This window comes from Komagataeibacter saccharivorans (genome assembly GCF_004348195.1).
Lineage (GTDB): Bacteria > Pseudomonadota > Alphaproteobacteria > Acetobacterales > Acetobacteraceae > Komagataeibacter > Komagataeibacter saccharivorans.
The window spans coordinates 686181-710663 of the sequence record NZ_CP036404.1 but is presented as its reverse complement, the minus strand read 5'-3'; the positions used below and the strand labels follow the sequence as shown (position 1 = coordinate 710663).

At 57.8% G+C, this 24483-nt stretch carries 23 protein-coding genes and 2 pseudogenes; 9 read left to right on the top strand and 16 right to left on the bottom strand.

All coding sequences use genetic code 11. From position 1 onward, the window contains the following. Positions 1–19 precede the first annotated feature (19 nt). The 7 genes from KSAC_RS03050 to KSAC_RS03020 form a co-directional block, all read right to left on the bottom strand. Entirely contained in the window at positions 20–1375 is a 1356-nt protein-coding gene (locus tag KSAC_RS03050; RefSeq protein WP_207918756.1) for an oxidoreductase, read from the bottom strand. A 190-nt stretch (positions 1376–1565) separates the two neighbouring features. Continuing rightward, the gene (locus tag KSAC_RS03045) at positions 1566–1982 is read right to left on the bottom strand and encodes a RidA family protein (protein ID WP_110547477.1); all 417 of its coding nucleotides are present in this window, start codon (positions 1980–1982) and stop codon (positions 1566–1568) included. A gap of 68 nt (positions 1983–2050) precedes the next feature. Beyond that, the gene (locus KSAC_RS03040; RefSeq protein WP_132304157.1) at positions 2051–2806 is read right to left on the bottom strand and encodes an SDR family NAD(P)-dependent oxidoreductase; all 756 of its coding nucleotides are present in this window, start codon (positions 2804–2806) and stop codon (positions 2051–2053) included. A 136-nt stretch (positions 2807–2942) separates the two neighbouring features. Continuing rightward, positions 2943–5252 (bottom strand): oxidoreductase, encoded by a 2310-nt coding sequence (locus KSAC_RS03035; protein ID WP_132304155.1) that lies wholly within the window; start codon positions 5250–5252, stop codon positions 2943–2945. A 93-nt stretch (positions 5253–5345) separates the two neighbouring features. Continuing rightward, on the bottom strand, positions 5346–6119 hold the full coding sequence (locus tag KSAC_RS03030; RefSeq protein WP_132304153.1) for a cyclase family protein: 774 nt from the start codon (positions 6117–6119) through the stop codon (positions 5346–5348). A 12-nt stretch (positions 6120–6131) separates the two neighbouring features. Beyond that, the gene (locus KSAC_RS03025) at positions 6132–7688 is read right to left on the bottom strand and encodes an indolepyruvate oxidoreductase subunit beta family protein (RefSeq protein ID WP_132304151.1); all 1557 of its coding nucleotides are present in this window, start codon (positions 7686–7688) and stop codon (positions 6132–6134) included. Positions 7689–7736: 48 nt separating this feature from the next. Continuing rightward, positions 7737–9905, bottom strand: a complete 2169-nt coding sequence (locus KSAC_RS03020; protein ID WP_132304149.1) for an indolepyruvate ferredoxin oxidoreductase subunit alpha — start codon at positions 9903–9905, stop codon at positions 7737–7739. Positions 9906–10283: 378 nt separating this feature from the next. Between KSAC_RS03020 and KSAC_RS03015 the strand changes: the two genes are divergently transcribed. The 4 genes from KSAC_RS03015 to KSAC_RS03000 all read left to right on the top strand — a co-directional run bounded on the left by KSAC_RS03015 (position 10284) and on the right by KSAC_RS03000 (position 13904). Next, entirely contained in the window at positions 10284–10772 is a 489-nt protein-coding gene (locus tag KSAC_RS03015) for a DUF3830 family protein (protein ID WP_132304147.1), read from the top strand. Then, the gene (locus KSAC_RS03010) at positions 10772–12073 is read left to right on the top strand and encodes an NAD(P)/FAD-dependent oxidoreductase (RefSeq protein ID WP_132304145.1); all 1302 of its coding nucleotides are present in this window, start codon (positions 10772–10774) and stop codon (positions 12071–12073) included. Before KSAC_RS03015 ends, KSAC_RS03010 begins: the two co-directional genes overlap by 1 nt. A gap of 81 nt (positions 12074–12154) precedes the next feature. Next, positions 12155–13327 (top strand): pyridoxal phosphate-dependent aminotransferase, encoded by a 1173-nt coding sequence (locus tag KSAC_RS03005; RefSeq protein WP_132304143.1) that lies wholly within the window; start codon positions 12155–12157, stop codon positions 13325–13327. Between the two features lie 103 nt (positions 13328–13430). Beyond that, a complete protein-coding gene (locus tag KSAC_RS03000; RefSeq protein ID WP_162900474.1) occupies positions 13431–13904 on the top strand; it encodes a MarR family winged helix-turn-helix transcriptional regulator in 474 nt (157 codons plus the stop codon). 154 nt (positions 13905–14058) lie between these two features. Here the strand turns inward: KSAC_RS03000 and KSAC_RS02995 are convergent. The 4 genes and pseudogenes from KSAC_RS02995 to KSAC_RS02980 form a co-directional block, all read right to left on the bottom strand. Then, a pseudogene (locus tag KSAC_RS02995) lies at positions 14059–14790 on the bottom strand (IS5 family transposase); the annotation flags it as partial. Positions 14791–14865: 75 nt separating this feature from the next. Beyond that, a complete protein-coding gene (locus tag KSAC_RS02990; RefSeq protein ID WP_165927277.1) occupies positions 14866–15273 on the bottom strand; it encodes an acyl-CoA thioesterase in 408 nt (135 codons plus the stop codon). Further along, entirely contained in the window at positions 15273–15710 is a 438-nt protein-coding gene (locus tag KSAC_RS02985) for a MarR family winged helix-turn-helix transcriptional regulator (protein WP_165927276.1), read from the bottom strand. The genes KSAC_RS02990 and KSAC_RS02985 overlap by 1 nt, the downstream gene beginning before the upstream one ends. A 723-nt stretch (positions 15711–16433) precedes the next feature. Further along, a pseudogene (locus KSAC_RS02980) lies at positions 16434–16653 on the bottom strand (integrase core domain-containing protein); the annotation flags it as partial. Positions 16654–16708: 55 nt separating this feature from the next. Between KSAC_RS02980 and KSAC_RS02975 the strand changes: the two are divergent. Continuing rightward, positions 16709–16858 carry a zinc-binding dehydrogenase gene (locus tag KSAC_RS02975; protein WP_207918755.1) on the top strand — a complete coding sequence of 50 codons (150 nt, stop codon included), beginning with the start codon at positions 16709–16711 and terminating at the stop codon, positions 16856–16858. A 28-nt stretch (positions 16859–16886) separates the two neighbouring features. Here KSAC_RS02975 and KSAC_RS02970 read toward each other — a convergent pair whose 3' ends face one another. Further along, entirely contained in the window at positions 16887–17819 is a 933-nt protein-coding gene (locus tag KSAC_RS02970) for an SDR family oxidoreductase (RefSeq protein ID WP_132304139.1), read from the bottom strand. 151 nt (positions 17820–17970) lie between these two features. Here KSAC_RS02970 and KSAC_RS02965 point away from each other — a divergent pair, with 151 nt between their 5' ends. Beyond that, on the top strand, positions 17971–18663 hold the full coding sequence (locus KSAC_RS02965; RefSeq protein WP_132304137.1) for a type 1 glutamine amidotransferase domain-containing protein: 693 nt from the start codon (positions 17971–17973) through the stop codon (positions 18661–18663). On the opposite strand, the gene KSAC_RS02960 is transcribed toward KSAC_RS02965, so the two are convergent. Continuing rightward, positions 18660–19169: a MerR family transcriptional regulator gene (locus tag KSAC_RS02960; protein ID WP_132304135.1), complete on the bottom strand. Its 510-nt coding sequence runs from the start codon at positions 19167–19169 to the stop codon at positions 18660–18662. The genes KSAC_RS02965 and KSAC_RS02960 overlap by 4 nt on opposite strands. A 97-nt stretch (positions 19170–19266) precedes the next feature. Between KSAC_RS02960 and KSAC_RS02955 the strand changes: the two genes are divergently transcribed. Beyond that, entirely contained in the window at positions 19267–20103 is an 837-nt protein-coding gene (locus KSAC_RS02955; RefSeq protein ID WP_132304133.1) for an alpha/beta fold hydrolase, read from the top strand. A 258-nt stretch (positions 20104–20361) separates the two neighbouring features. On the opposite strand, the gene nhaA is transcribed toward KSAC_RS02955, so the two are convergent. Further along, entirely contained in the window at positions 20362–21567 is a 1206-nt protein-coding gene (nhaA, locus tag KSAC_RS02950) for a Na+/H+ antiporter NhaA (RefSeq protein WP_132304131.1), read from the bottom strand. Between the two features lie 280 nt (positions 21568–21847). Between nhaA and KSAC_RS17430 the strand changes: the two genes are divergently transcribed. Both KSAC_RS17430 and KSAC_RS17800 read left to right on the top strand, forming a co-directional pair. After that, on the top strand, positions 21848–22114 hold the full coding sequence (locus KSAC_RS17430) for a transposase (RefSeq protein WP_207918754.1): 267 nt from the start codon (positions 21848–21850) through the stop codon (positions 22112–22114). After that, complete coding sequence (locus KSAC_RS17800) at positions 22115–22711, top strand: IS5 family transposase (protein WP_207918792.1); 597 nt, start codon at positions 22115–22117, stop codon at positions 22709–22711. Here KSAC_RS17800 and KSAC_RS02940 read toward each other — a convergent pair. After that, entirely contained in the window at positions 22686–22802 is a 117-nt protein-coding gene (locus KSAC_RS02940; protein WP_243705342.1) for a hypothetical protein, read from the bottom strand. The two genes, KSAC_RS17800 and KSAC_RS02940, sit on opposite strands and share 26 nt — an antisense overlap. A 60-nt stretch (positions 22803–22862) precedes the next feature. Further along, on the bottom strand, positions 22863–23675 hold the full coding sequence (locus KSAC_RS02935) for an IS5 family transposase (RefSeq protein ID WP_132303502.1): 813 nt from the start codon (positions 23673–23675) through the stop codon (positions 22863–22865). Positions 23676–24483 lie beyond the last annotated feature (808 nt).

Sequence of the window (24483 nt, the reverse complement as noted above, 5' to 3'; positions counted from 1 at the left end):
AGCAGTGCTGCTTATCGGGTCATACGGGTGCCTCAAGCCGCCGCTTCCCATCGGCGCAAAGCCGCGTGTCCGGGCTGTTCAGGGCGGTGCGGTCCCATAACCGGCAGGTCACGGCCTTGTGCTTCTGGTCCAGTCCTTCACAGTAATTGGTGTATTTACAGACGCGCATGCCGTCGGCACGTCCGGCCCGCGCCTTGAGCAACCAGTCCGGGTCCGCCATGAACTGCCGCGCGCTTGCAACCACATCGGATGTGCCGTCTGCCAGCATCGTTTCCGCCATCTCCACGGTATGAACCCCGCCGGCACAGATGACGGGTGTGTCAAAACCGGCGCTACGGAGCTGCGCGCGGATGAAGCGCGATGCCTGTGCATTACGGCCAAACGGCCCGAAGGAATCTGAGATCGCGTGTGGAATGCATTCATATCCGCTTGGGCCGGTATAGGGATAAGCCGCCTCACCTACCCGTGGCTGGAGCGCATCTTCAAACTTCCCCCCACGGGAGAGTGAGAGAAAATCAAGTCCGCGCGCCGCCAGCCGCCCTGAAAACCAGGCAGCATCTTCTACCGTGCTGCCACCTGTAATGCATTCTTCGGCCAGCAGACGGCAGCCGACCGGATAGTCCGGACCGACCCTGTCACGCACACTGTCCAGCACGGCTTCCGCCAGCCTTACGCGCCCTTCGCGCGTCTGGCCCCATCCGTCCCCACGCGTATTCAGCGCGGACAGGAACGAGGCCATGGTATAGGCATGGGCATAATGCAGTTCCACCCCGTCAAAACCGGCATCGCGTGCCCGCAGGGCCGCGTTGGCAAACAGGTCGGGCAGAACATCGGGCAGGTCTTTTATCCACGGTAGATGCACATCCGTTATCCGCTCCCGCGCCCCGTAATCCAGAGCTTCGCGTTCACGTAGGTCAAGAATGGTCTCAAGCTCGGCCCGGCTCATGTTTTTCAGGCGGTTGCGGATGATCGTGTCGTCCGTCTCGCCAAGTAATGCCCGGTGGCGGTCGGTTATGACCAGAAAACGCGTCAGGAAACGATCAGGCTCCGGCCTGCGGCGTATGTTCAGGAAATCGATAAGCTGGACGAAAACCTTTGTCTCGCCTCCGCTGGCCTGCCGAATGGTCGCAACCAGTTCCGCCATGCCGGCCACGTATCTGTCATGCGACAGGCGAAGAAGCGGGCCGCTGGGAATATCCCTGATCCCTGCGGCTTCCACCACGATCGCGCCGGGCCGACCCATGGCGATGCGTCTGTACCATGCAAGGGTGGATGGGGTGACATGGCCGTCCTCACTTGCCCGCCAGCTTACGACGGCGGGGTACCAGCTTCTGGTTTTCAGGGCGAACCTGTTGACCGTAACAGGTCGGAACAACGGGGAATCCGCCGCGGCGGCGGAAGCTGCCGGTGCATGGGACTGCCACTGAATTCGGTCCGATGGTTTCCACATCTTACCCTCTGCCTTTCCTGATCCCATTCATGCCCGAAGAACCTGAAACATTCATTATAATTACGATTTCGTAACGAACAGCATGGACGTGCCGATTGCCATGACCTGTTTCCTGTTACGGAATGACGGCAGTCGCCTCGATTTCCACAACGGCCCCGGGCTCAACCAGGCGACCAACCTGCACCAGACTCATGACCGGGTAATGCCGTCCCATCGTCTGCCGGTACACAGCCCCCAACGGGCGCAGGCTGGCATTGTAGACGGCTATGTCCGTAACGAACCAGGTCATCCGCACCAGATGTTCCGGCATGGCTCCTGCCGTTTCCAGCAGGCAGCAGATGTTCTGCAGCGCCTGTTCGCACTGCGCCACGAACCCGTCGCGCATGTCGCCCTGCGGGGTTATTCCGATCTGGCCACCCAGTACCAGCAGTCGCCCGGACGCGGCAATGGCATGGGAATACCCCCGTGGCGCGGGCCAGCCGTCCGGCAGCAGGATCTTGTGATCCGTTTTTTTTGTAAGACATGAATCCATGTTTGTTTCCACCTGCATGAAATAGAAAAAATCCTGGCCAGAACAGGCAGGACTGGTCGGGAACGGGCCTACCCCACCTCTCCCCCGGCTACGGGCAGTGCAATGCCGTTGATGGCACCTGCTTCGCGCCCGCACAGGAAGGCAGCCGCCACGGCCACTTCTTCCACGCTGTTCAGGCAGCCACGGGGATTGAAACGGGCAAATTCGGTGCGGATGTCCTCCGCCGGGCGACCACTTTTCCTGACGATGCGCTCCACGCTGTCGCGCACCAGGTCACTTTCCGTAAAGCCCGGGCAGACGGCATTCACGGTTATGCCGTAACGCGCGTATTCAAGCGCCAGCGAACGGGTCAGACCCAGCAGGGCATGCTTGGCGGTGACATAAGGGGAAACATAGGTATACCCGCGCAGTGCCGCCGTGGAGGCGACATTGACGATGCGTCCGTCCCGTCTTTCCACCATGGATGGCAGTACAAGCTGACACAGCCGCGCCGCGCCTAGCACGTTCAGCCGGAATGCCTGCACGAACGCATCCATCGCCATATCGGCAAAACGGGCGCTGGACGATCCACCGGCATTGTTGACAAGGACATTGATTGCCCCCGCCTGTGCAACAGCCCGGTGAAAGGCGTTATCTAGGTCCTTTTCGCACGTAATGTCTGACACGACGTAATGATGTGCATCACCCGCGCCGACCACCGCTTCAAGCTGCGCTTCCGAGCGGCCAAGAACGGTCACGATATCGCCGCCCTGCATCATTTTACGGGCAATTTCGCGGCCTATGCCCCTTGAACCGCCTGTAACCAGTACATGCCTTGCACGCATCAGGATTCCATTCCCCTGTCGGTCGGGAAGACCGTATTATTATCTTATATTTAAGATACATTGATATGAAGTATATCCGCAACCGCTTTATGCCCCTCCCCCGGCAGGCTGCTGCTTGCGGGAGTGGCGGGCCCTATCAGGTCACTGCATGGCGACGGGGCCGCGCCCGGATGCGCAACGCCTGCTCCTCGGCAAAATTGCGGCCTTCGTTACGTTCCAGCGCATGCAGACCGGGCAGGTTGCCGGGGCACAGGCGCGGCATGGGCGCACCATAACGGGCCGCCGCGCGCAGGATGAGGGCGGTATCAACCAGCATGGGACGACCCAGCGCAACCAGATCCGCACGACCGGCGGCAAGGATGGTATTGGCCTGGTCAACGGTGGAAATATTGCCCACGCACATGACGGGTAACCGGGCTTCCGCCCGGATATGCTCGGCAAAGGGCACCTGGAACATCCGGCCGAACACGGGTCGGGCATCAGGCGTGGTCTGGCCGGTGGAAACATCGATCAGGTCGCAACCCGCCTGTGCGAACAGCCGCGCTGCCGTCACGACATCGTCCATCGTGATGCCGCCTTCCTGCCAGTCGGTTGCTGAAATACGGACCGCCATGGGACGTTCGGCAGGCCAGGCCGCCCGTACGGCCCGTACCACCTCCAGCGGATAGCGCATGCGGTTTTCGATGCTGCCGCCATATTCGTCGTCCCGGATGTTGGTCAGGGGCGAAAGGAAACTGGCCAGAAGGTATCCGTGGGCACAATGCACCTCGATCATATCAAAGCCACAGTTCACGGCCCGCCGGGTCGCGGCAACATAGTCCGCCGTAATCGCGTCCATGTCATCACGCGTCATGGCGCGGGGCATCGCACTGTGCGGATGATAGGGCAGAGGTGACGCGGAAATCAGGTCCCAGCCCCCTTCGGCCAGTGGCTGGTCCATGCCCTCCCACATGACACGGGTCGCGCCCTTGCGGCCCGCATGTCCCAACTGCAGGCAGATCCGGCTGTCACCTTCGGCATGGACAAAATCGACAATCCGGCGCCAGGCGGCTTCCTGCGCATCGGTATAAAGACCGGTGCAGCCCGGGGTGATCCGGCCATCGGCGCAGACATCGGTCATTTCCGTATAGACCAGCCCGGCCCCGCTGGCAGCGAACTGCCCGTAATGCACCAGATGCCATTCCCCCGGCACGCCGTCACGGGCGCGATAGGTGGACATGGGCGACACCACCAGGCGGTTGGGAATGTCCATATCACGCAGCCGGAACGGCTGGAACGCGGGCACGACCCCTGGCCTGGTGGCATGGCCGGATGCCGTGCAGTCCGTCTCGAAATCCTTCTGCACCTGCGCCACGAAATCCGGGGCACGTAGGGCCAGGTTATCCCATGTAATGGCTTTTGAACGCGTCATGAGGGAGAAGGCGAAGCGGATATCGCTCATGGGCCAGTAGCGGTTCAGGTGCTCAAACCATGTCAGCGAGACTTCCGCCGCATGCTGGAGGCGTTCGACTTCATCACGCCGGTCGGAATCATATTTTGCCAGCGCATCGCCAATAGTGTCGGTCGCCATGACGGCGGCGTGCAGGGCAATGGCATCCTCCATGGCAAGTTTCGTGCCCGAACCGATCGAGTAATGGGCCGTTGACTTGGCATCACCCATCAGGACGATATTGTCCTTTGACCAGTTTTTGCACTGGATGGCGGGGAACCGGCGCCATATGGACCGGTTGGCAATCAGCCCGTGGCCGTCCAGTTCCTCGGCAAAGACGCCCTCCAGATACGCGACATATTCGGCCTCGGTCATGTCCCCCAGCCCGCACCGGGCAAAGGTTTCCTCGTCCACCTCAATGACCCAGGTGCTGCGTTCGCGTTCGTACTGGTAGCAGTGCGCGACGAATACGCCGCCCTCATGTTCGCGGAAAAAGAAAGTGAAGGCGTCCAGCGCACGCGTGCTGCCCAGCCAGACAAAACGGTTGGAACGCAGGTCGATGGCGGGCTGGAAATGGGCGACGTTCTTTTCGCGGATTGCGCTGTTGATGCCATCGGCCGCCAGGACAAGATCCGCTTCGGGGAATTCCTCGGGCGATGCTTCGGTGCGGAAGGCCAGTTCCACGCCCAGTTCTTCCGCCCGCCGGTACAGCAGTTGCAGCAGCGCGCGGCGCGAACAGCCGCAGAAGCCATTGCCCGGCACCCGGAATGTCCGCCCCCTGACCGCTATGTCCAGATCATCCCAGTACGAGAACTCACGGCGGATCATTTCATAGGACGGCAGATCAGCCTGCGCGAAGATATCAAGGGTCTGGTCACTGAATACCACGCCAAAACCGAACGTGTCGGCCGGGGCATTCCGTTCGAAAACCCTGACCCGTGCCTGCGGAAGATCGCGCTTGAGCAGGATTGCAGCGTACAGACCGGCAGGCCCGCCACCGATTGAAACGATGTCCATCCAGACATTCCTTTTTTTGGCAGGTCCGAAATATTATATATTAAATAAATTATTTATATAATACTTCGGAATTGCAGTTGATATTTTAATATATTATCTCGTTACAAGGGCGAAGACCCGCAGCGGGCTGCCTGATCCGTCACGCAGTTTCAGTGGCGCTGCCATGACAATCGCACCACGCGCAGGAAGCCGGTCCAGCCCGGTCAGACATTGCAGCCCATATTTGCCCGCGCCATGCAGCAGGGTATGGGCGGGGTATTTGGGGTCAAGCAGATGGGCCTGGCCACAGTCGGTGCCGATCGTTTCCGTTCCAAATCCAAAAATGTCTCGCTCCTCAATCAGGAAACGGATGCATTCGGCAGATGGCCCTGGCGTATGCGCGCCGTCCTCCTTGCGGTTGGTGTAATCCTCCGGGCTTCTCCTGCCCCAGTCCGTGCGCATGAAAACCCAGGTACCGGGTTCGATCGTGCCGTATTCTTCCTCCCACTGGCGGATATGTTCGCATGTCAGCAGGAAATCGGGATTTTCCGCGGCGGCGGCGGCGCAGTCTATGACATTGACCGGTGCCACGAAGTCGCGGGCGGGCATGGTATCGACGGTGTTGTCCGGCAGGTTCCGGCCACTGATCCAGTGGGCCGGGGCATCAAAATGCGTGCCGGTATGTTCCCCGACGGTAAAGTTGCGCCAGTACCACGCAATGCCGTTTTCATCGTAGCGGGAAATGACTTCGCTGGAAAACGGCAGTGTCTGACCAAAGGGTTCGGGCAGGATCAGCGTAGGGAAATCCTCGCTCAGTGTGTGGGTAAGATCCACCACCTCTATGCTGCCGCTTGCAAGTCCGGCAGCCAGCTCGGGCAAAAGTGACATGATCGTGCTCTCCTATGCCATGGCGCCGCGCTGGAAGCGGGCCAGTGCGGCCTCCAGCGCCGTGCCTTCCGGGTCTTTCAGGGCGGCTTCTCGCAGCAGCCGGGTCCATACCGCCGCCTTGCCCTGCAGCAGCGGCCTGTCGACCATGACGCCAACCGCCGTCATGACCCGATCGAATTTGGACAGGCCGCGGGCGTGGGTGTCGCTGTAACCCTTGACCAGACGCCTGCAGCGCAGCACCTCGACACCGAAATCGTAATCCTGTTCCAGCGCGGCGCGGGTCAGGTCGAGCCATTCGTCCCGATGGCGCATTTCGCGTTTGTGGCGCAGCGAAACAGGGCGCAGGCGATAGAGTTCGGCAGTAATGGACAACAGCACGAACCAGCGCAGTCGGTCGGTCCGCACCCGCCAGCCCCTGCGCAGGAACCGCCCCATAAGCAGTCTGCCCAACCCGGTTTTTTCCAGCATCAGGGCAAGGCCGGATGGCAGCAGGCCCAGCACTTCCTCAACGCGCGGATGCATGAATTCGGTAATGGAAAGCGGCTGACCGGCGGCTACACCCATTTCCGCCGCAATGCGGGAAAAGCGGGTCCGGCGGGTCTTGAGGTCTGCCACCCGGATCACGTCGTCATAGGCCATGGCGTTGGCAATATGGCGCGCGGCTTCGATCGTCAGCGCAGGCATGCCCTGCGCGCGTTCCTTCAGCGCAAACTCACGCACAAGCGCCAGATAGGTGGCTGCATACGCAACATCCTGAAAATCCGCCACGCGCCGCAGTCCGGCATCAAGCATGGTGGCGGCACCGGAAGGCAGTCCGGCCGCGGCGTGCAGCAGCGCATCGAAAGCTGCCACGCCCGACGGGCTGAACGGGGCCACCGCCTGCTCCATCGTAACGGGGTGGGCGGGTTCGGGCATATCGCCGGTGGTGCGCGCAAAGCCACGGTCAAAGGCGGCCAGACTTGGCTTGACCCCGATCCCGCCGTTGCGGATTGCATCCTCGAACGCTTTGCGTGGAAATGGAAGGGCATTACTGGCCGCCAGTGCCCCCAGCATGACGGCGGAAATGACGCTGCGCGCCTCTTTCGCCACCTGCTCCATGTCAAAGGCGATGACTTTTTTTGCGGCAAAGGCTGCGGCGTCATACACCGGCGCGGGGTCTATGCGCCCGTCGCCGGGATTGATGCGTTCTTCCACCGCGTAGCTGCGGTGGGTGGAAACGAGCAGGGTCGTGCGTTCCGGTGTGACCAGGCCACGCAGCATGGCCCGGCCGCCTTCCATCAGTTCGGCACCCAGAACGATGTCCACTTCCCCCGGCGTGGGCAGCAGGGCCAGAACGGGCATCCGTCCTGCCGGGTCGGCCGGTGCGATCTCGATGTAATAAATGGTTGCCCCGGTGCGCTGGGCCACGCCGGGAACCGATGTCGACTGGGCGATCCAGCCACATTGTTCCGCAAGGGAGACAATCCAGCTGACCAGAACGCCGCCGCCCTGACCGCCCATGGCGCAGACGGCTATTGAAATCGGTTTTGTCGCAACGGCCGCGGAGTTTTCTCGTAAAAGAACGGTCATGAAAAATGTTGATCCTGTACAGCTACCAGATGGGGCGATGGCCGGACGTCAGCTGAATACCGGACGGCGCGCTTCGCGCCACCGCTGGACGGACGCAATGAGTGCCGAACGGATGCGGTGTTTCCACCGCTCCGACCGCGCTGCATTGACCACTGCATCCGCACGATAGAAGGAGGGGCACAGAACGGCGGCATCCGCCACCTCGCCACAGTTGCCGCAGGCGACACAGCTCTGGTCAATGCTGGCGACCGGGTCCTCTTTCAGCGGGTCCCCCGATGGCTTGACCGACAGGGAGGGACAGCCGGACAGCCGGATACATTCATGATCGCCGGTGCAGACGTCCTCATCCACGCCAAAACGCTGGGTGACCACCCGCTTGCCGTCCTTCAGCGCCTTGCGCTTCAGGGGCTTTTCGCGCCGCTGGCGATTGAGCATGCATTCCGAAGATGCCACGATCACCTTCGGCCCGCTTTCGCGCGTGGTCAGGGCTTCGTTCAGCACTTCGCGCATCCGGCCGACATCATAGGTGTGATCGATTTCCCGCACCCATTTCACGCCCACCCCCTTGATCGCCCTGGAGATCGGATGGTGGGTGGACCGACTGGCGGGGGTCGAGCGCGAGGACGGGATATCCTGTCCGCCCGTGGCGGCGGAATAATAATTATCGACAATGATGGTGACATCATCGTTTTTATTGAAAACCGCGTTCCCGATACCGCTGGTCAGCCCGTTATGCCAGAAGCCGCCGTCGCCCATTACGGCAATCGTGCGTTTGCGCTCGCGCCCCTTGCGACGGCTGTCCCCGCTGAAGGCCGAGGCGGAAGCCGGCGCCAGTCCGTAGCCCATGGTCGTGGCGCCAAGATTGAAGGGTGGCAGGATGGAAAAAAGATGGCAGCCGATATCCGACGCGATGTGATGTGGCCCCAGTTCCTTTTCCACCAGTTTCATGGCGGCAAAGATCGGCCGCTCCGGGCAGCCGGTACAAAATCCGGCGGGACGGGCGGGAACGCTGTCTTTCAGCGCCGCGATCTGCGGAGTACATGTGATGGGAGGCTGGTTGGTGGCCCGTGCCGTGCTGTCAAGCAGATCCGGCGCATCCGCCACGAACAGGTTGCGCAGTCCGTCGGTCAGCACGCCCACGGTATATTCGCCCCCCATGGGCAGCATATCCTTGCCGTGCAGGGTGCAGTCAATCCGGGCGCGGTGCAGGATCCGGCCGATGGCCTGTTCGATATAGTCGGGCTGGCCTTCCTCGATGACCAGAACGCTTTTCTTGCCGCGACAGAATTCCACGACCTCGTCATCAATGACCGGATAGGCAACGTTCATGACGTAAAGCGGGATGTCCGTCTTGCCATACAGATCAGCCAGACCCAGCCGCATCAGGGCACGCAGCGTATTGTTGTACAGGCCACCCAGCAGGATCAGCCCGACATCTGCATCCGGCTGGTCAAAAAATTCGTTAAGCCTGTGCTCCCTGATATACTGCACGGCGGCTGGCCAGCGCTGTTCAAGCTTTTCGGCTTCCTGAACATAGGCCGCGGGCGGGAGCACGATGCGCGAAAGATCACGCCGGGGGCTGCGTGTCGCTTCATCCAGCGTCATTATGGGCCGCCTGTTATCCCTGGCTACGAATGTGCCGTGCAGGTGGCAGCTTCTGATCCGGACCTGGAGCATGACCGGCGTGCTGGAGGCTTCGGACAGTTCGAACCCCTTCTCCACCATATCGACGATACAGGGCAGCGAAGGGCGGGGATCGAGAAGCCACATCTGGGATTTCATGGCGAATGCATAGGAACGCTCCTGCATGATCGAGGAGCCCTCACCATAATCCTCACCAATGATGATGAGGGCTCCCCCCTTCACCCCGCCCGAAGACAGGTTGGAAAGCGCATCGGATGCCACATTGGTACCTGCGGTGGATTTCCATGTCACCGCACCACGGATGGGATACATGACGGAAGCGGCCAGTGTGGCAGCGGCCGTTGCCTCGCTGGCACTTGATTCAAAATGTACGTCCAGTTCCGCCAGCAGGTCCTGCGCGTCCGACAGCACATCCATCAGGTGGGAAATGGGCGCGCCCTGATAGCCTGCCACATAACCCACGCCCGACTGCAACAGGGCCTTGGTTATGGCGAGTATTCCTTCGCCCCGGAAGGTTTCTCCGGCACCAATGCGCAGATCCTGCACTTCAAGCGCAAACGACCGCTCTGCCATGATGTCCCGCTCCTCGTTCAGATATGAAAAATAGTTAGCACATAAGATATTTCGGCTTCAATCATTTACTGTTCGATATCGCAATGAATTTTATCCCCCTCCCAGGCGCATGCCCGTTACTTCCGGCGGAAAACGTTGCGTCCAAAAAATAATTTCATGACCTGTCTGATGCCGATTTGTATTCCCGGCCCCGACAGAAATCGGCTGAAGCTCGCGAACGGCGAGACGGGACACTTACCTGTCCCCGTCTGTTTTGCGCACGCCGCATCCATTCATGATCCTGCCAGCCTTTCCGGCCGGATGCTACATAAAACGATCGACATCATGTGATTTTGGTTATAATATTATGCTGACCCTGGTTAATGGATATGCCCTGACATGACCCGTTTCATTACTGTTAAAGAAGAAAAATCAGCACTGACCGCACGGTTCCAGTTACTGGACAAGGAAGCGCCCCGTCACGCCGAAATGCTGTGGCGCATCGCGCAGCAGGGCGGTGACCATGGCGCAATCCATGCCATGTGGACGGGGCCGGAAATTTCATGCCCCGTCGTGGGTGACAGCCTGCCACAGGGCGCTGTACTCGACCTGCCGCCGGAAAATGCCACCAGTTTTCCCGATATGGGCGAAATCGCTACAGTATTCGCGCCAAAGGGTACATGGAAGGGCGCGCCGGACGCCGATTTTTTTGATATCGGCATTTTTTACGGTCCGGGCGGGCGAATGCTCATGCCCATGGGCTGGATCATGGGTTCCGTCTGCGCCCGTGTGGTGCCGGAAGATCTGGCAGCTCTTCGGGAAGGATGCGGTGTCATCCGCAGGAATGGCAGTTGCAGACTGACCTTTGAAGCCACGAGCCGGAACTGATGGCCCCCTCAGCAGAGCGGCCGCTGTGGCAGGGCAGCGCCACACTGGATATTCCGCACGGACGTGGCCGCCAGCAGGCTGAAACCGTTGTGATCGGTGGCGGCATTGCCGGTCTGTCCACCGCGTTCCATCTGGCCCGCAACGGGCATGACGTGGCTGTTCTCAATGCGGGAACGGCCCTGGGGCTGGCCACGCGCGCCAGTGCCGGTATCATTACCGGCCAGCTTGTGCGCAATACGCCCGCTTCCATCATGAAACGTCTGGGCAAGGCGGAAGGCAGCCGCCTTCTGGAAGCGGTCGCCGCCTCCCCGCGTGAAACATTTGCCCTGATCCGGGAACAGAATCTTGCCTGCGGCGCCATGCCCAACGGGTTTCTCGCGCCGTTTTTCGGTAATGGCCAGCGTGAACGCCAGACAGTGGCGGACTGGCAGGCATGGCGGCAGGACATGTCCCTGCTGGATGCGAAACAGACAGCACAACTGACCGGATGTCAGGGATATGCCGGAGCCGTCCTCGACCGCAGTGGCGGCGGCGTGAACCCTTCGGCCTATGCCGATGAACTGGGCCGGCGCATTCTGGAAGAAGGCGGCCGGGTCTTCAATAATTGCCGCGTAACCTCCGTCACGCGGGATAAGGGTAATGGGGCTACGCGCTGGCTGGTAAGTTTTCCCGGTGGGGAATTCGTGGCGCGCAATGTCATTCTGGCTGCAAATGGCGGCAACCAGTTCCTCCACCGCGCGCTGCGTCATGCGGTGCTTCCCCTGCCGGTGCTGGAGGTGGCCACCGCGCCCGTCTCCCCTGCCCTGCGGAAAGTCATCCTGCCCCAGCGCCACGCCCTGACGGATCTTGCCACCGATGTCTTTTCCATCCGTTTTGACACCGAAGGCCACCTGATTACGGCAGCACCCGCGCCCGAGCATTTTGACTGGGCACGGATTGAAGACAGCATTAACGACCGGCTGGAAAAGGCCATTCCCGGCTGGGAACGGCTGCCGCTGGAATTCGCCTGGACGGGCACCGCATGGCTGCGCAGTGACTGCGTGCCGCGCATGCCGATCCTGGATGAAGGGCTACTGGCCATTCAGGCGTGCAACGGACGCGGCCTGGCCATCAACACGCTGGCGGGTGGTGATGCGGCCAACTGGATTCTCTCTGCCGGGCGGGACCTGCCACGCCTGCCGACCAGCCGCCCCCGGGCCGTGCCGGGGTTCATGCTGCTGCGCCATGTGCCACGCCTGATCATGACCGCCGCGCGCCTGCGTGCGCGCGTCACGCAGATGATAAAACGACCCGCGGCATAGACGCGCGGATTTTCACAAAACTGGCAGCGCGGCACGTGATGAGCGTGCCGCGCATTCCGAATTTTCTGACGGAACCTGATCATGAGCCGACTGGCAAAACGTATTACCGAATCATCGCCCAAAAATTACGGAATGTTTTCCAGGGCGATGGCAATGGCAGGCACGCGCGATCTGATCCATCTTGAACTGGGGCAGCCGGTTCATGACACTCCTGCCCATATCAAGGAAGCGGTGGTGGACGCCCTGCGCGCCGGGCACGTTCACTACAGCGATCTGCGGGGCAATGCCGAACTGCGCACGGCGTTGGCGAGCAAGCTGCAGCGGGAGAACGCAATTGATGTTGCCCCCGATCAGGTGCTGGTTACCAACGGCCTGACGCAGGCTTCCTTTGCCGCCCTGTTCGCCACCATCAATCCGGGGGATGAAGTCATCCTGCTGGAACCCTTCTATCCGCAGCATATCGGCAAGATCGAACTGGCAGGTGGCGTGGTGGTGCGCGCACCGCTGGACCGGGCGAATGACTACAGCATAAATCCCGACATGATCGCGCCGCACATTACACCGCGTACCAGGGCGATCATTCTGGTTAATCCGTGCAATCCGACCGGCCGTGTCTACAGCCGCGACGAACTGTCGGCATTGGCCGATCTGGCCATCCGCCATGACCTGCTGGTCATTTCCGATGAAGTGTACGAGCAGATCCTGTTTGATGATGCCAGTCATACCAGCATTGCCTCACTGCCCGGCATGGCGGAGCGTACGATTACCCTTTTTGCCTTCACCAAGGCCTATGCCATGGACGGATGGCGACTGGGCTATGCATGCGGCCCGAAGGACCTGATGGCGGGGCTGCTGACGGTCACGTCCAACGAGGTGACGCATGTGAACACCTTTATCCAGTATGGCGCCCTTGCCGCCGTGACGGGTGATAAAGGCCCGCTGCACGGCATGCTGGCGGAAGACCGCAGGCGCCGTGACCAGGTGGTCCATGCGCTAAACCAGTGTCCCGGCGTCACCTGCCCGCTGCCGCAGGGCGCGATCTATGCATTCCCTGACATTTCAGGCACCGGACGCCGGGCGCAGGATATTGCCGATGCCCTGCTGGAACGCGAAGGCGTAGTGGTGGAAGCTGGCAGTTTCTATGGCGCTGCGGGTGAAGGTCACCTGCGCGTGTGCTTCGGTGCGGAAAGCGCGGACCGCCTGACCATGGCGCTGGAACGCATGCGGCATTTCTTCAACACGCTGGCCAGCTAAAAGCGTCGATCCGGCATTTCGCCGCATGACAGGTTGAACGTGACGTGCGCCGCATTAACGACTATGTTCAGCCTGTTTTCATAAACCCGATACAGAGCTGCCCGTGAACAAGAACGTCATACTAGATCCCGCCGCGCATGACTTCGACCTGTTCGGATCCCCTTTCTATCTGATCGCGCATGCGGATTTTCAGTATCACGAAGATGTGGAAGCCGTTCTTGTAAAAAACGGCGTCAATAAAAGTATCTATCGCATACTGACTGTCCTGCGCGCGCAGGAAAATATCAGTATTTCCGGCCTGGCGCAGCATGCGTTGATCAAGCGCAATACGGTCGGGCGACTGATCGAGCGCATGGCGCAGATGCAGCTTGTGACGACCTTCCTGTCCCCTGATGACAACCGCGTGACCATTGTCACCTTGACCCCGGAAGGTCGTAAGCTGCTTGACAGGCTGACGCCTGTTGTCGCCCGTCAGACCATCCGCGCCATGGAGGGCCTGAACCAGGAACAGCTACAGGCGTTTGTAAAAACCCTACGCCATATCATCAAAAATCTGGACAGACTTGGAATAGAGTAGAAACCGTCCTGTTCAGGAATGGGCATGCATAAATATAAAGTGTCTGTATTATTTTGAAATTTACCTAGGACCTGTTAGGTCCTGAATGACAGAACGGACTGCATAGCTGTTTACGATGGGCATGATGCAGTCTGTTTTTTCTAAGTGTCTGACCGAAAATGAGTTGAGTGATTTTTCGCAGAACTCTGCGGATATGGGTAATCATCAACCACGCATGGGATGACGAGATTGTTGCCTCGACATCCTTCGTGAGGCGACGGCAGCGTCCGGGCCATGCAAAGCTGCGCTCCACGATCCAGCGTTTGGGCAGGACGACGAAGCCTTCGGCCCGATCGCTACGCTTGATGATTTCGATCGTTCATCGGCCGAGTTCAGCCAGCGCACCATCACGATCCTGAATGTCGGCGGGATGTACGACAGCCGCCACGACATGACCCGGCATGTCTCGCGATATGCCGCCTGCGGCCCCTGATCTTCTTACCCGCGTCATAACCGCGTGGGCCGCCATTTTCAGCGGTTTTAACCGACAGGCTGTCGATAATGCCCACCGAAGGCGTGGCGTCTCGCCCATCCTGCTCACGCGACAGGATCACGAGAATATGGTTCATGGCTTCCCATCATCCCTCGCGAATCCAACGGTAGAAATAGCCCTGTAAGGTTGTGAAGGCCGGAAAGTGCCGGGCAACTGCCGCCATTGGCAGCCGGTCGTGACGATATGGAGGGTCGCCTCCATGACCCGGCGCAAATCCGTACGTCGTGGTCTCCCCGGTCGTTTCCTCTCGGGCATCAGCGGCGCAATCAGCGCCTACTCCGCATCGCGCAGGTCGTTTGAATATTCCAGATCGTCCCTTTGATACTGCGCGCGGGTGATTTCAGTCCAGGCCATCCTGATCTCATCAGGTTCTCGCAAGCCCATGAATCATAACCTGCTGAAATCACTCAACTCATTTTCGGGAAGACACTAACAGGCCCTAGGATTTCCCTTCGCATCTACAGCCACCACCACGAATGTAGCCGTGGCGCACTGGATAGATTCTGCCTTGCCCAGATCCGCCGCCCACATTTCCAGATGGAAATGCATGGACGTACGCCCTGTCCTGAGTAGCCGGGCATAGACCTTTACATCCTGATGCGGATACACGGGGTGGAGGAACAGCAGTTCCTTGACCGCGACCGTCGTCACGTTTCCCGAACTGGTGCTGCCGCCGGCAAGGCCAGCCGCCTGGTCAAGACGCGCCATGATCCAGCCACCGAATATGCTGCCCGCCCCGTTCAGGTCGGCTGGCATGGTCATGACCCGCAGTACCAGCTCTGGCGGCGTTTCATTGGCCGGTGTCTCGTTATGTGCCTGCGCGATCTGTTCCGTCATTATTCTGCTCTTGTCCGCTTCTGTTCCCATTGCTCTTCCCTTGCCGCAATGGCTGCCTTGGTTTTGCCCAGCAACTGGTGAAGCTGGGACAGTTCATCCTCGGTCATGCCTTTCAGCATTTCCTGTATCCATTCCTGATGGGCGGGCATGGCGGTTGAACAGAGCTGTTCACCCAGCGCGGTCATCTGCACCAGCGTGCTGCGCCGGTCGGTGGGATGAGGGTGACGTTCAACCAGCCCTTCCTGTTCCATAAGGTCTATCAGTCCGGTCACGTTGCCCGTGGTGACCATCAGGCGCTGGGACAGGTCGCCCATCGAGAGCGTTCCGTTGCTGGAATCTAGCTGGGCAAGAACATCAAAGCGCGGCAGGGTAGTATTGTACTTTTTCCGCAAAAGCTTGCGTACGCGCTTTTCAACCAGCTGGGTGCAGGCAAACATCCGGATCCAGACCCTCAGTGCCATCTTGTCGACTGATTTTTTCGTGTCCTCCTTATGCTTGGCGGAGTTTGCTGCGAGCGATGAGTGCACAGGCATTGTCTGTTCCATACCGTATGATGCAGATTATCATAAATCGATGTTATATCATAATAGTTTAGATTAAAGCTTCTAAGGCATGTTTTTCTTTTTGCAAAGACAAGATTGCTCTGGCACGCAGTCACGCTTTAAATGCGGCCGTCTGACGACTTTGTGTTGGTCAACCCGTTACGCCGAATGCATTACGCGGACATGTGATTGTTTATATTAATGATTTTCAATAAGAACTGGTCCGGCCAGAATGACAGTCTTCATGGACATCTGACCATATCTTCACGCGCATGACGCCATATGCGGGAGATACGAAGTGGACTTGAAACGGATTTGATCCGGTCATCCGAACATTTTAATGCTCGTATCCAGAGACCGGCGAGACGAAGCGCATGGAAGGTTTCAAGAGCGATGCCATAAGTATTGCATTAAGCCGTGGGCTGTCACGCACGTGCATGGCTGCGGACCGTGATGTTGGCGGATCCACTCTGGGTAAGTGAATAATGGATTATCCTCCGACTGAGTCGGCAAAAGGGATGACGTGTCCCCCATTTTGTTACCAGTCAAAAGGAGAGGTCCTGTTTTTATTGAAGTTCTTCCCGAATCTGGACCAGCGTGAACTGGAAACTTCCGGGGTCAAAGCTTAGCCGACAAGCATGCCGGAGAACTGTTCAGCAGCGATATCGGTGGCTTGTTGCCGATAGCACTGTGTGGGCGGACTTCGTTGTAATCCTGACGCCAAGCCTCCATTTTTGTCTAGGCAGGAAAAGTTGAGCACGATGCCCTTCTGATACGCCCGTAAATCCAGATCCCGGCTGATAAACTCCGAGCCCTCGTCGACCCGGATGCTCCTCGGCACCATGTTGCGCAGTTGCATGCCCAACTCCTTGTGAAGACGATAGATCTGCTCCGTGCGCCATTCGGCGCAGCTCTTCAACTGGATCACTGAAGGCAGGCTGAAGGTCAACATTGGCGGCACCTACCCGCTGGCCGACGCCGCCCGCGCCCATGCCGACATGGAAAGCCGCAAGACGACCGGAAAGCTCCTGCTGATTCCGTAAAAAGTGGAGAAGCCGGGATTATTCAGGCTCATCTGCCTCTCCACTTCTTCATGATGAACTCCAGACCCTCCTCATATGTCGTGACCGAAAACGCAGGAAAATGGCGTTTGAATTTCGTTGAGTCGAAGAGATTGTCCTGCTCGTAGCGGGGCAGCAGTTCTCTGATTTCCCGCACCTTTTTTGAGAAAATGCCTGCGATGATCAATGGCCATCTGCCGATGACCGAATAGGAAGGCGTGCGTCCGAAAATCCTGGTCGCCATAGTAACGAATGTCCTGTAGGTCGGCCGATCATCACAGCACGGCAGATGCCAGGTCTGGCCATAAGCATCCGGTGCGTTGCCCAGCGTTGCGAGCCCGCGGCTTGCATCCGGCGTCCATATGAGGGTCCTGCGCGTATCGTCACGGACAGGGACCAGCGGTCTTCTGCCCGCTTTCAGCCTGTCAATGATCAGGGCGTTGGTAAAACTCTGCGTTTTCCCCGGACCATAGAATTCCGGTGCGCGGGCGATGAGCACGGGAATGTCTCCCCGGGCCATTTCTTCCATTACCATGGACGCCATTGCGGCGCGCACCCGCCCTTTCCGGCCAACCGGGGCGAAGCGCGTTTCCTCCGTCTGGATCTCGCTGTCCTGCGGATACATGTACGTGTTGTCGAAATAGGCAAAACTGGCCCCCGCCGCCCGGCTCGCCTGCAGGGCGTTTTTCAGCATGACGGGAAACTGCTCTTCCCAGAGCGTGCTGTCAGGGGGCAGGCCGGCTGTGAAATAGACGATCCGGCTGCCTTTCACTGCCTGCATCGTCTGCCCTGCATCCAGCAGGTTCGCAGCCATGAGAGTGTCGTCCTGGTTGACCTTGCGGGGATTGCGGCTCACGAGCCGCAGATCGCCCGTATGATGCTGATGCAATGTCCGCGCCAGTTCTGTGGCGATCTGGCCATTTGCGCCCAAGATTGTCTGCATGTGGGGCTGCCTCCATGGTGCCGAGCAAGTTTGCCCTTACAACGCTAACGTTGAAGTCAGATTTAATGTCAAACGACAGATTGACCTTCAACCGGACTTGAACGTTACAGAACGGCCGTTCGACTACCCTGCCGCATGAAAGGGGCCAGCCATGAGCCGCCATATACTTCACGTTGCCACCAACATTGCGCATTTCGACAATCCTGCGCACCCAACTGGATTATGGCTGTCGGAACTGACGCATGCCTGGGACGTGTTTGCCGCCAGGGGTTATGAACAGCGCATTGTCAGCCCCATGGGTGGCAAGGTTCCGCTTGACCCGCGTGCGTTGAAATGGCCGATGCGCGACGGTTCCGCAAAAGCGTGGCTGGCCGATCCGGCAAAAATGGCCCTGCTGTCTGCAACCCCTTGCCCCGCAGACATCAATCCGCAGGATTATGATGCGATCTACTTTACCGGCGGGCACGGTGTAATGTGGGACTTTCCCGATAATGAAGGACTGCAGGCCATCACACGCGCATTGTGGGAAAAGGGGGGCATTGTTTCCGCTGTCTGTCATGGATATTGCGGGCTTCTGAACACCCGGTTGGCCAATGGTTCCTTTCTGGTCTCCGGGCGCAAAATCACCGGATTTTCATGGACCGAGGAAAGGCTGGCGGGCGTATCGCGGGAGATACCCTACAACGCGGAAGCTGAAATGAAGGCACGGGGCGCGCTTTATGAAAAAGCCCTTCTACCGTTCATGTCCCATGTCGTGGCGGATGGAAAACTGGTGACGGGCCAGAACCCTTCTTCCGCCAGAGCGACCGCAAGAACAGTCGTGTCCCTTCTGGGAGGACTTTAAGGCGAAACAACTTTTTTGCTGCGCGCCCTGCTCACGGACAGACGACGATCCATCCTGTCCAGAAGGCGCACATCGTCAGGTGTGACATCCAGATTTTCGGAAGGTGTCATAAGTACATTCGTCAGGACACGATGGGCATTGGCCGCACAGTCCATGTCGTCGGGGCGAGCCTGAATGTCCTCAACCAGACGAAGGAGGTGCGCTTTGCTCTGGGCTAGGCGTGCCTGCAGCGCCTCGATATCCGCAATCTTGCGTGTCAGTGCGTCCATGAGCGCATCATGGTTCCAGTGTTTCAGATCAGCGGGCAGCAGGGTACGGATTTCATCCAGCGTAAACCCAGCTCGCTGCGCCGTTGTGATAAGCCTCAGAATCAGCACAGCCTGTGGCGGATAGGTTCGGTATCCGTTGGAACGACGATCAACCGTTTTCAGCAATCCGATACGTTCATAGAACCGGATTTTAGAAGCTGTAAGACCGGTTTGCCGTGCCAGTTCTCCAATCTTCATGATGTACCTCCCGTCATGAATGCAACTTGACCTTGAAGTTACCTTTAACGTTAGACTGTGAACAGTATCCCGTTCCTGATCGGCAAGGAGACGTATCATGCCATTCGTCACGACATCTGACGGCGTAGAGATTTTCTACAAGGACTGGGGACCGAAGAACGCCCAGCCGATCGTCTTCCATCATGGCTGGCCACTCAGCGCCGATGACTGGGATACGCAGATGCTGTTCTTCCTGAACAGGGGATTTCGCGTCATTGCGCATGACCGCCGCGGGCACGGGCGTTCGGCGCAGGTGAGCGACGGTCATGACATGGACCATTACGCGGCGGATACATCGGCTGTTGTCGAACATCTCGACCTGAAAAACGCCATCCATATCGGGCATTCGACAGGGGGCGGACAGGTTGCCCGCTATATCGCGAAATATGGTCAGCCTCAGGGACGTGTCGCCAGAGCCGTGCTCATCAGTTCCGTGCCGCCTTTGATGGTTCAGACGGATCGCAGCCCTGAAGGCGCACCGATCGAGGTGCTGGACGGGCTGCGTGCCGGGCTGGCGGCCAATCGCGCGCAGTTCTTTCTGGATGTAGCGAGCGGCCCATTTTACGGTTTCAACCGTCCGAGCGCAGAAGTTTCAGAAGGGACGATCCGCAACTGGTGGCGTCAGGGCATGATGGGGAGTGCAAAAGCCCATTATGAAGGGATCAGGGCCTTCTCCGAAACGGATCAGACCGAGGATCTGAAGGCCATCACCGTGCCGGTGCTTGTGCTGCAGGGCGATGATGATCAGGTCGTACCTTACAAAAATGCGGCAATCCTTCAGGACAGGCTGCTTCAGAACAGCACATTGAAAATCTATGCCGGTTATCCGCATGGCATGCACACGACCCATGCTGACATCATCAATGCCGATATTCTGGCGTTTATTACCGGCTGAAAATTGCGTCCCAATCATTTGGTTTTTTAACATCAGCGGGTGACGAGTTTATTTCTTCACCAGCCTGATCGTAAAGTCAGCTCCTACAATGTCGCCGTGCTGAAATCTGGCATTAATGTCGGCTTTACGAAAACGTTGCTGATGGACGGAATGTCTTGAATGTGGGCATCAGCAGCCTGTCCGCCCTGTTCTCGCGAAGCAGACAGGGAAAGACGAATGCTGGCTGTGGGTGACAATTTCTCTCTTGTCGGCCATCTTCTACTGAGAAGATGGCCGGTCATGCTGAGGCAAGAAACGCAACCAGCACCACCCCAACAGGGCAGACAGGACCGAGCCGGCGAAAATGCCCATCTTGGCCGGGCTTACAAGGTCTGATCCGGCAAATGCCAGGTTCGCGATAAACAGGCTGATCGTGAATCCGATGCCGCACAGCAGAGAAAGGCCAAATAACATTCCCGTTGGTGTTTCGGTCGGAAGCGTAGCGATCTTCAATCGGGTCGCAAGCAGCGTCGCGCCAAAGACACCGACAGGCTTGCCAACAATCAGTCCCAACATGATCCCGAGCGGAACAGCCTCCTGCATCATGTCCAGGTGAACACCCGTCAATGACACACCCACATTCATGAAACCGAAAAGCGGCAGAACCACCCATGTGACGAAGGGTGCCAGCGCGGAGTCTGTCCTGTCGAGAGGCGTAACTTGTCCAACGCCTTTTCCGGATGCTGTCGCTGGCAGGCAGAGTCCGGTTATCACCCCAGCAAGAGTTGGATGCAGGCCAGATTCCAGAAATGCTATCCATAGGAGAATGCCCCCGGTGGCATAACTCCATAACGTTCTGATCCCGGCCCTGTTCGCTCCGATCAACGCTGCCGTGACAATTCCGACCGCCACCAGTGCTGGCCAGTACAGAGTGCTTCCGTAAAACAGGGCGATTACCACGATACCCAGCACATCATCGAAAATGGCCAACGCCATCAACCAGGCTCTGGCTCCCGGCGAGACATGCCTTCCAAGAGCAAGAATGATCGGCAACGTGAATGCAGCGTCCGTTGCAACAGGAATAGCCCAGCCGCGCGTCGCTTCCGGATGTCCGCATGTTATCAGAAGATACGTCAGGGCGGGCACGATCATGCCGCCCAGTGCCCCGATAAGCGGCAGGGCAACGCGGCGTAGTGACGAGAGATGCCCTGAGACGGTTTCCTTCTTGATTTCGAGAATGACCACCAGAAAAAACAGGGTCATAAGCCCGTTGGAGACCCATGCGTCCATGTTTTCCGGCCCATGCACGCCCAGAAAGGAAAGTGTCATGGGGGTCGTTATCAGGGCTCTATAACCCAACGCCCATGGTGAATTTGCCAGGATAAGACCCGCAAGAGACGCAAACAGGAGAACAGACGTCCCGCCTGCGGGAGAGCCAAGGAAACGTCGAAGGTGGGTGGTGAACGCAATAAAAGCTTTAGTCATCCCTCTTTGTCGAACAAGGCGGGGTTCCGGACAAGGCAAAGGTTCTGCGCTATCTTGTCATAATATTTCTTCTTGTGTCCGTATTCTTGAATACCCGTTTTGCGAGCTTTGCGTTCTGGATGACGCGACTGCAGCCTTTTCCTTATATCTGGCCAAAATCATCAATGACCCTGCATTCTCCAATCCTGCCATGCTGGCACTGCTTTAGGTTCTGTTGACAAAAAGTCTTCTCAGACTGGCTTGGATGTGATTCAACGTTGGTCTTTGCGGAGACCTGTGGATGCGTGGCGACCTGACGGACGAGGAATGGGCGATCATTGGTGGCCTGCTGCCGCCTGAACGTGGCCGCTGGTCACGACCGGCACAGGATAACCGTCTGTTTCTCAATGGAATGCTTTATGTCCTGCGTGTCGGTTGCCCATGGCGGGACATGCATGAGCGCTACGGAAAATGGAACTCGGTCTATGTGCAGTTCCGTCGATGGGCAGAGCAAGGTGTCTGGGACGCTCTGCTGAAAACGCTGGTTGAACTCGGTCTGACCCGATGACTGGCAGCACATGATCGACAGCACGGTCGTTCGGGCTCACAGCTAGGCGGCTGGCGCAAAAGGGGGACGTATAAGGAAGGCTTTGGTCGAAGCCGCGGCGGCTTTACGAGCAGGATCCACGCCCGCGCTGACGGTCAGGGCCGCCCTCTTGGCTTCGACCTGACGGGGGGTAAAGTTTCTGATTATTTCGGCGCTGATGCCCTGATGGACCTGCCGGTCGTGACACCGCGCCGACTTCTGGCCGATAAGGGGTATGATAGTGACAGGATACGGGAGAACCTGCTTTTTCGAGACATTCTTCCTGTTATCCCGCCGCGTTCAAATCGCACGGAGGATATTCCCTGCGACTTCCCTCGTTATCGGGATCGCAACCGTATCGAGCGGATGTTCAACAAACTGAAGCAGTTCCGACGTATCGCCACACGATATGACAAGACAAGAAAATCGTTCCTCGCCTTTCTTAACCTCGCAGCCGTAAAATTGTGGCTATCTCTTTTGTCAACAGAACCTAGTAGATGGTTCAGCTCATGCCGTAGCGATCGCAGATCATGGATTTCTTGGCTGTTTCTTCTCATATTTTTACTGGAAATAACATAATATTACTTGCAAGATCAGCACGTCTGTACTGCAGATCCAGTAATACCCGTATCTGATTTAGCGGAAAGCCCAACTTTCTTGCGCGACGGATAAAGCCCAGACACTTTAAATGTCTTTGGGTGTAGACACGGTAGTTTCCGGCTAGAGGGTGTTATGCACTTTGGGCGAGCAGTTGAGCGGCATTTCTGAGCATGAAGCCAGCGAAGGCGATGGTGTGCATTGCGGCGAGGGTTGAGGCGCAGCGCTCGTAGTCTTTTACGAGCCTTCTGCACCGTGTCGCCCATGCGAACGATCTCTCCACGATCCATCGTCGGGGCAGCAGCACAAAACCCCGCTTTGCCTGAGGCAGCCTGACGATTTCGAGGGTGATATCCTGCTCTCTGGCAGCTTTCGCCGGTTTTGATCCGGTATAGCCCTGATCAGCCCATGCCAGTTCAACGCTACCGTCTGTTGCCTGCTGAATGGCTTGCGCGAGCGGAGCGACTTCTGCCCGATCATCTCTGTCTGCCGGGGTGACGTGCAGGGCCAGAAGATGCCCTAGGGTGTCGACCGCCATGTGCAGCTTCGATCCCTTTTTTCTTTTCGCGCCATCATACCCGGCGCGTGAACCACTCTCAGGGGTTGAGCGCAGTGTCCGGCTGTCGATAATCGCCGTTGTCGGCTCGGCCTGCTTTCCTGCAGCCAGACGCAGCACGGCCCGGAGATCGTGGACGACAACCTCGAAACATCCTGCGTCCATCCAGCGCCGGGATTGCTGATAAACCGCAGTCCACGGTGGCAGATCGTTCGGCATCGCGCGCCATGCTATACCGTAACGGATCACATACCGCAGGCCGTTGAACAACTCTCTCAGATCATGATGTCGCTGCTCTGCATCCTCTTTCATCAGAAGGAGATAGGGAACAATCAGAGACCACTCTTCGTCACTGATATCAGACGGATACGGTTTGCGAGCAGTATTCATCCACATATTCTACAACAATTACACAAAAAAGTACATAACACCCTCTAGGCGGAGAGGGCAATGACCGGCACGTTCATAATAGCGGATGGTTTCTCCCTTCGTGTCGGTTATATGGCCCCGCGGCATTCTGTCTTGACCCTGTAGAGGCTACAGGCTGGCCCGACATCATTGTGGCTTGTGTTATGGGCGGGTTGGGGTTGTGGGGCGATTGCAGATTATTCGTTACAACAGCAAAAAATCTGGCGGTATTCTACCGCGCTGAAAAACATCAGGCACAATGTCGTGCCGGATACCATTCGTATGGAGGAGCATGGGATCTCGCGGTCTCCGGTATCTTGCGCCGACCTATTTTATAGAACGGCTGCTGGACATGACCAGAAAGCGCGCCGTAATGGATCGGAAATACTTATACTTGGTTAATGTTCCCGTAGTAAATTTAACGTTATTTGAATAAATGGGTATATGATCGGGCTGTCTGTCCGTTCGTCAGGTAATGTTTGTTGTTAATATTTGTGAATAATAAACAATACTTTATAAAATGCCTCAAAATTATCTAATATTATATTTTATCAATGAATTTCCATCCGTAAATCCTGCAATAATATCAGAACGATAATCATTTTCATAATATAAATTTATTTCGAAGATGATATATTCAGGTTCGCGTCAGGTTTCTCTGTTATCGGTAGGAAGTCATCGTCGTGATGGCAGGAATTATACGTTTTACAGGAAACAGACGCGTATTATGCGAAGGATATTGTACGGCAGCCTGTATACAGCCTGTATTTTCTTTCTGATGGTGTCGCCC

Excerpts from the sequence above, each read along its gene's own strand:
- KSAC_RS03015 (WP_132304147.1), top strand. The coding sequence starts at position 10,284 with ATGACCCGTTTCATTACTGTTAAAGAAGAAAAATCAGCACTGACCGCA.
- KSAC_RS03030 (WP_132304153.1), bottom strand. The coding sequence starts at position 6,119 with ATGTCACTTTTGCCCGAGCTGGCTGCCGGACTTGCAAGCGGCAGCATA.
- KSAC_RS03025 (WP_132304151.1), bottom strand. The coding sequence starts at position 7,688 with ATGACCGTTCTTTTACGAGAAAACTCCGCGGCCGTTGCGACAAAACCG.
- KSAC_RS03040 (WP_132304157.1), bottom strand. The coding sequence starts at position 2,806 with ATGCGTGCAAGGCATGTACTGGTTACAGGCGGTTCAAGGGGCATAGGC.
- KSAC_RS02965 (WP_132304137.1), top strand. The coding sequence starts at position 17,971 with ATGAGCCGCCATATACTTCACGTTGCCACCAACATTGCGCATTTCGAC.
- KSAC_RS17430 (WP_207918754.1), top strand. The coding sequence starts at position 21,848 with ATGCGTGGCGACCTGACGGACGAGGAATGGGCGATCATTGGTGGCCTG.
- KSAC_RS02985 (WP_165927276.1), bottom strand. The coding sequence starts at position 15,710 with ATGTTTGCCTGCACCCAGCTGGTTGAAAAGCGCGTACGCAAGCTTTTG.
- KSAC_RS03035 (WP_132304155.1), bottom strand. The coding sequence starts at position 5,252 with ATGGACATCGTTTCAATCGGTGGCGGGCCTGCCGGTCTGTACGCTGCA.
- KSAC_RS03010 (WP_132304145.1), top strand. The coding sequence starts at position 10,772 with ATGGCCCCCTCAGCAGAGCGGCCGCTGTGGCAGGGCAGCGCCACACTG.
- KSAC_RS02960 (WP_132304135.1), bottom strand. The coding sequence starts at position 19,169 with ATGAAGATTGGAGAACTGGCACGGCAAACCGGTCTTACAGCTTCTAAA.
- KSAC_RS02970 (WP_132304139.1), bottom strand. The coding sequence starts at position 17,819 with ATGCAGACAATCTTGGGCGCAAATGGCCAGATCGCCACAGAACTGGCG.
- KSAC_RS02935 (WP_132303502.1), bottom strand. The coding sequence starts at position 23,675 with ATGAATACTGCTCGCAAACCGTATCCGTCTGATATCAGTGACGAAGAG.
- KSAC_RS02990 (WP_165927277.1), bottom strand. The coding sequence starts at position 15,273 with ATGACGGAACAGATCGCGCAGGCACATAACGAGACACCGGCCAATGAA.
- KSAC_RS03020 (WP_132304149.1), bottom strand. The coding sequence starts at position 9,905 with ATGGCAGAGCGGTCGTTTGCGCTTGAAGTGCAGGATCTGCGCATTGGT.
- KSAC_RS03045 (WP_110547477.1), bottom strand. The coding sequence starts at position 1,982 with ATGGATTCATGTCTTACAAAAAAAACGGATCACAAGATCCTGCTGCCG.
- nhaA (WP_132304131.1), bottom strand. The coding sequence starts at position 21,567 with ATGACTAAAGCTTTTATTGCGTTCACCACCCACCTTCGACGTTTCCTT.
- KSAC_RS02955 (WP_132304133.1), top strand. The coding sequence starts at position 19,267 with ATGCCATTCGTCACGACATCTGACGGCGTAGAGATTTTCTACAAGGAC.
- KSAC_RS03005 (WP_132304143.1), top strand. The coding sequence starts at position 12,155 with ATGAGCCGACTGGCAAAACGTATTACCGAATCATCGCCCAAAAATTAC.